The sequence below is a fragment of the Kitasatospora griseola genome (genome assembly GCF_014648555.1).
Classification (GTDB): domain Bacteria; phylum Actinomycetota; class Actinomycetes; order Streptomycetales; family Streptomycetaceae; genus Kitasatospora; species Kitasatospora griseola.
Map to the genome: position 1 here is coordinate 1 of NZ_BMRI01000082.1, position 5,460 is coordinate 5,460.

5 protein-coding genes are annotated in these 5,460 nt (G+C 70.4%); 3 read left to right on the forward strand and 2 right to left on the reverse strand.

Annotated features, from left to right (window positions below):
* The coding region (locus tag IEZ12_RS37035; protein WP_229848704.1) for an SMI1/KNR4 family protein at nt 1-821 on the forward strand (821 nt) is incomplete at its 5' end.
* 817 nt (nt 822-1,638) lie between these two features.
* Here IEZ12_RS37035 and IEZ12_RS37040 read toward each other — a convergent pair.
* Both IEZ12_RS37040 and IEZ12_RS37045 read right to left on the reverse strand, forming a co-directional pair.
* Complete coding sequence (locus tag IEZ12_RS37040; RefSeq protein WP_189278798.1) at nt 1,639-2,652, reverse strand: hypothetical protein; 1,014 nt, start codon at nt 2,650-2,652, stop codon at nt 1,639-1,641.
* 849 nt (nt 2,653-3,501) lie between these two features.
* A complete protein-coding gene (locus tag IEZ12_RS37045; protein ID WP_189278800.1) occupies nt 3,502-3,942 on the reverse strand; it encodes a hypothetical protein in 441 nt (146 codons plus the stop codon).
* 470 nt (nt 3,943-4,412) lie between these two features.
* Here IEZ12_RS37045 and IEZ12_RS37050 point away from each other — a divergent pair, with 470 nt between their 5' ends.
* Nucleotides 4,413-4,769: a hypothetical protein gene (locus IEZ12_RS37050; protein WP_189278801.1), complete on the forward strand. Its 357-nt coding sequence runs from the start codon at nt 4,413-4,415 to the stop codon at nt 4,767-4,769.
* 31 nt (nt 4,770-4,800) lie between these two features.
* Nucleotides 4,801-5,460: helix-turn-helix domain-containing protein (locus IEZ12_RS39890; protein ID WP_229848706.1), on the forward strand; the 660-nt coding region annotated here is incomplete at its 3' end.

The window sequence follows — 5,460 nt, forward strand, 5'->3', positions numbered from 1 at the left end:
AGAAGGCCGACGAACCCGCGACCAGCCCACCCCCGAACGAAAGCGCGAAACGGACACCACGTCACTTACCGCCCACTCAAGGAAGCGTTGTGGTGCATCGAGATGTAGAGCGGTTGATCACGGTCCTGCCGCCTCACGACGGTGCTGGCGAGTCGATCGACTGGAGCGAGGTCGAGCGCACCTGGGGTACGCCTTTCCCGAAGGACTTCCAGGACTTCATGGCTGTGTACGGAGTAGGCGGCATCGACGACTTCATGGCCATCGCGACGCCTGCGGACGGTGAGCATGTGCCGGGGATGCCCCGCATCCGCTCGCTGACTCCGACAGCCGATTCCCTCCGTCGCTCAGGTGTGTCGTGGCCGTACCCGGTCTGGCCGCAAAGGGGCGGCCTCATCGGCTGGGGCGGCAACTCCAATGCCTCGGACTTCTACTGGGACACCGCCGACACCGATCCGGACAACTGGCCGGTGGTAGTACGGCATCGGGAAGGCACCTTCGTCGAGTACCGCTGCTCGATGACGGTCTTCATCCTGGGACTCCTGGGGCCGCGCCACACGCGCCCCATGGAGAGCCCGGTGATCTACGGCGCGCCGAACTCCCGTTTCTACCACTGGCGCGAAGAGAGGCGCCTGTCCGAGGCCGACGTCGAACCGTGGGATTACCTCGACGAGCTCTTCGAGGCCAACGAAGCTGAGGACGAGATGGATGAGGACGACTGGAACGCCCGACCGGGGACAGTCCCACTCGCACGCGAGGATGTCCTGCCGCCAGGGGATTTCCCGCCCCCGGGCCGAATCATCGCCGTGCACGAATACGAGTAGGTGAACTCGGCCGACGTGCGCAGATTGCCGCCGAGCAGTTCATGAGATGTGGCATCAGAGGACTGACACGGTGTCGGCGTCGATCCATCAGGGCGCAATCGGCTGACCAGCTGTCGGCCGCCGTGGGAGAGCGGAGCGACCAGGAAGTCCTGGGCCCGGTGTTCGCGAACACCGTCCTCCCGAATCAGTCCCGGTGCCTCACGCGAGGCCCCTTGGCCTGTCCGACGCGATGAGCGGCGGGTGATGCGCCTGGTCATCAGGGTGATCGCAGCCCACGTGATCAGCGATTCGGAGTGCTGGACGCGTTCGTAGTCGCGCGCGTGCCAGCACTCACGCCGCCCGATGGCACCGCAGCGGCGCTCCGGACCCGCCATGGACCACACTCGCACCCTCCCCAGGCCGCTTGCACCCAGGTCCGAGTTGCCGGTCGGTGGCGCTGCCTGACGGCATCCGCGCCCAGAACTTGTCGGTGAACGCGGAGATCCAGTTCTGCCGGAACTCCTCCTGACCGCCCGGGTGGTCCGGGCGGTTCGGTGGTGGGCCTGTCCGTCGCGGTGTCCGGCGGCAGGTAGGGGTAGGCGGTGCGCAGCTGGGCGGGGGCGGCCGGGCCGGTCGGCGCGGCACCCGCTCGATGCCGGCCCTACAGGCCGGCCGCGGTCAGGGTGGTGACCAGCTGTCCGGAGTAAATGCGGTGGGTGAGGTCGAGTCCGCTGTCGAGCATGGCGGCCGATTTTGATGGTCGCCGGCTTCTTGCCGGGGTGGGTCAGGGCGACCGGCCCGTCGAAGATGTCCGGCGCTACCCGTGCAAGGGGGATGGTCACGGGCGGCCGCGGAGCAGTTCGTTGAGTGGGTTGGCCGGCCTGCTCACATAGTCGAGGAGGTCCTCGACCTCGTACGTGTTGGCCTTGTACGCGATGGTCCAGCCGTCGATCTGCTGGTTGGCGACCCAGGTCCGGAGCTCGCCGGAGGCGATGCCGGCCTCCGCTGCGGCGCGGCCGATCTGGTGGGCCAGGCGGCGGGAGGTGATGCCGGAGGTGAGCAGCGTGATGGCCTGTTCGGTGTCGACGCCGTGCCGGATGTGCCAGGCGGTCTGTGCGAACAGGCGGGGGGTGGGGGTGAGCAGGGAGTGGGTGTTGACGAGGTTGATCAGGGCGCCGGCTGTCCAGCTGATCGCGTGTCCGAAGGCCTGCTTGATGCTCTGGACGGTCAGCTCCAGTACCTGGGGGTGCGAGGGAATGCTGCCGGCGGCCCAGGTGCGGGCCAGCTCTGGGATGGGGGTGCCGGAGATCCAGTCCCGGATCGCGTCGTCGATCGGCACGTCGATGTTGAAGGCACCGGTGTGCTGGCTGGTGAGCTTCCAGCTCTGGGCGGCCTCGGGCGTCAGCAGAAGGCTCTTGAAGGCGTCGTGTGTGGCGAGGAAGTCCAGGGTCTGCTCCAGCGGCCACTCGGGCGGCCCGAAGAAGGCGCTGATCTCGTCCAGGGTGTCCTCGGGGATTGCGTGGGTGACGAGCTGTTCGGCGAGGCGTTGGGCGAGATGGTCGAGGTACCGGGCGGATCCGATGCTGGTGCCGGTGCTGGCCCACCGGCGGGCCGCGACGGGGTCGGTGACGTCATAGACCACGGTGGTCTTCTCCGCGAGCGCCATCCAGCGGGCCGGGAGGGACGGGTCGCCGGCCTGTTCCATCGCGAGCAGCGACCGCACCGCATCCAGCCGGTCGCCGGGCGCGTGGAGGGTCTCGGCGTGGGCCTGCAGGGCGAGCCACACGAACGCGGCGAAGTCCGCCGCCACGGTTCCCATCACGTAGAACAGGCCGTCGAGCGAATTCTGCAACTGTCGCTCGGCATCGTCCAGGGACCGCAGCGGGTCCTCGCTTAAGGACGCGATGATCTTGGGGGGTGTCTCCGTTCAGGTGGCTGTGGGCGTGGGCAGGGTCGGTGCCGGTCAAGACGGCGATCTCGTCGGTGTCGAGGCCGAGGTGGTGGTGAAGGGCTCGCAGACTGCCGTCGGGGGCGGGCCGGCCGATGGTGCGTGCCGCTTCGTGGACGCGGTGTTCAACGGCGGACCAGACCGCGGCGGCGTTGCAGGTGCTGAGGATGCTGGTCCTGCGGTGGGTGAGGCCCTCCAACGCGGCGTGGACGGTGTGATGGAAGGCGCGAGGGCGGTCTCCAGCCGCGTGATGAGCCAGGGCAGGCCGGCGACGTGGATCTGGGTGCGCAGGACGGCGGCGCGGTCGGCGATGTCGCGGTCGGCGCCGGCGTCGCGGACCAGGCCCGCGACGTGGGCGAGCAGTACGGTGGCGCGCTGGTCGAGCGGTTCAAGGTACTGGCGGGCGAGGCCGATCTCCTCGTCGGCCCGGGCCGGGTCGGTGAACGCGGTGACCAGGGCCAGGCGGGTCTGGGCGATGGCCCCGCTCGCCCGGGGCGTCGTGCTGTTCGGCCTCGGCCCGGCCGTCGCGCAGGGCCTGGGCGGCGGCGGTGAAGTCTCCCTGCGGCCACAGGATGTCGCCGCGGACGCTGTTGCGGCGGCCGGCTCCCGTGCTCGGGCTGCGCGACATCGGCCGGTTCGCCCTGGCGGGATGCGGGTACCGGTGGACCTGCTGCCGCTGGAAGACTCCCCTGCGGAGGGGCCGGTGGCGGGGTGTGCCCCGGGAGGCCGGGGCACACCTGCGGGAGTCCGGCGTCAGCAGGCCACCACGGTGGAGACGGTGGCGGTCGAGGTGGGCCAGCCGGGCTGGGCCACCGAGAAGGTGGTGCTGACGGTGGCGCCGCACGGGGCGCTGGAGAAGACGCTGCCGACCTGGTTCGAGCCGGCCTGGACGATGATGGCCGGGTGGACGGGGGCGAGGGGGGCGCTGCCGACGACCGTGCCGGAGACGGTGAAGCCGAGGGGCCGGGGCTGCCAGGACGGGTCGCCGGGCGTGGCCACCCCGTAGAAGCGGACCTGGTTGCCGGTCACCTCGACGCAGGCCCGGGTCAGCAGCGGACCGGGCGCGCCAGGGGTGCCGCAGGTCACGACCGCGCCGACCGGCCCGGCCGGGCCGGTCGGCGCGGCGGCGGCCCCCTGGACGGTGGCCAGGGTGGTCAGGGCCGCGGCGGCGACGGCGATGACGGTGGTCTTCATGGGTGTCTCTCCTCGGGTGGCGGGGATAGGACGATGGCGGAATGTGAAATGTCACATTCCTCTGACGTCAGCATGGCAGTCCCTCGCACCCCGGGGTGCGGCATCCCGGGAAGAAGGCGGTCCTCCGCGGGTATCGGCCACCGAATGACCGGAATGGCCTGTCGGCGATCGCACAAACCCCTGGCCCGGCTTCGCCGCGACGTACGGCTTCGATCCCGACCGCGCCGGTGCAGTGTGGGAGGTCGAGGCTGTCGATCCGGCCGAGCTGCGCCGGCTGCTGGAGGCCGTCGTCGACCCGTACGTCGACCGGCGGGTCCTTGCTGCGGTGCTCGCCGAAGAACGCCGCCGGCGTGAGCGGCTGGCCTGTTCCGTCGGCCGTTGGCGGCCCGGCGGTCAGGAGCCTAGGGTTCATTAACTATGACTATCTAAGTCTCTTGAAGCTTTGAGATTTTGATTGCTAGTCTCTCGGTATGACTTCTTATGGTGAGGACCTTGCGCGGGTGGAGAGGGAACTCGGCGAGGCGGAGCGGGAGTGGGACCTGCTGGGGGTTCGTATCGAGGGGTTGCGGGCCCAGCGGGACGCGCTGCGGAAGCTGGTCGAGGCGTCTGCTGCGCCGACGGTGGAACTCAGTGGCCTGTCGAAGGCGGACGCCTTCGTCGCGGTCCTTCGGGCGTCGGACAAGCCGATGACGCTGGGTGAGATCGCCGAGGCGATGACCGCCGCCGGCAAGAAGACGGTCAGCAGCGGTGCGTCGGTGTACATGGACGGCCTGCTCAAGGCCGGCCGGGTCGTGCGGGTCCAGCGCGGCCTGTACACCGCGGCCTGAGACCGCCGCCGTCAGGAAGGGAGGAGGACGAATGGACAGCACCCCGGACGCGATCGACGCGCTGTTGGGCGACGGACCGCGCCGCCAGGCGCCGCTGCCGGAGCCGGCCGAGCGGGCCCGGCTGCGGGAGGAGTACGGCCTGACGAAGGCCGAGACCGCGCGGGCCCTGGGGGTCAGCACGAGCACGTTCACCACCTGGGAGTCCGGTCGGCGTGAACCACAGGGGGACGGCCGCGCCGCCTACGCCCGGCTGCTGGAGGGAATGGCCGACCGCCTCACCCCCGCCGAGCCCGCCCAAGAGTCGGAACCGGTGCCGGTCCCCGCCGCACAGGCGCCGTCGCTGGAGGCACCCGTCACCGCGGCCGCGCAGCCGGTGATGCTGGATCAGCACCCGGACGGGTCGCTGGTGATGGCGCCGCCGCTGCCGTGCGTGCAGTGCGGGCAAGCGTCGGTCTACCGGGCACAGGGCGTGCCCATGCACCTGGGCGGGTTCTGCCGCCCGGCCGTCGCAGTCCAGGCCGCCACGGCCGAGCACACCGCGCCCGCCCTGCTCGTGGAACGGCACACCCGGCTGGAGCCGGCCGGACCGTCGCAGGCCGCCCTGGAGGTGCTAGTACTCCAGTGCGACTTCGCGACCATGTCGGTCTCCCGGTCTACCCTGGCTGACCATGGGCTACGACGTGCACATCAC

Coding starts and splice junctions, on each gene's coding strand:
- IEZ12_RS37050 (WP_189278801.1), top strand. CDS start 4,413: ATGACTTCTTATGGTGAGGACCTTGCGCGGGTGGAGAGGGAACTCGGC.
- IEZ12_RS37045 (WP_189278800.1), bottom strand. CDS start 3,942: ATGAAGACCACCGTCATCGCCGTCGCCGCCGCGGCCCTGACCACCCTG.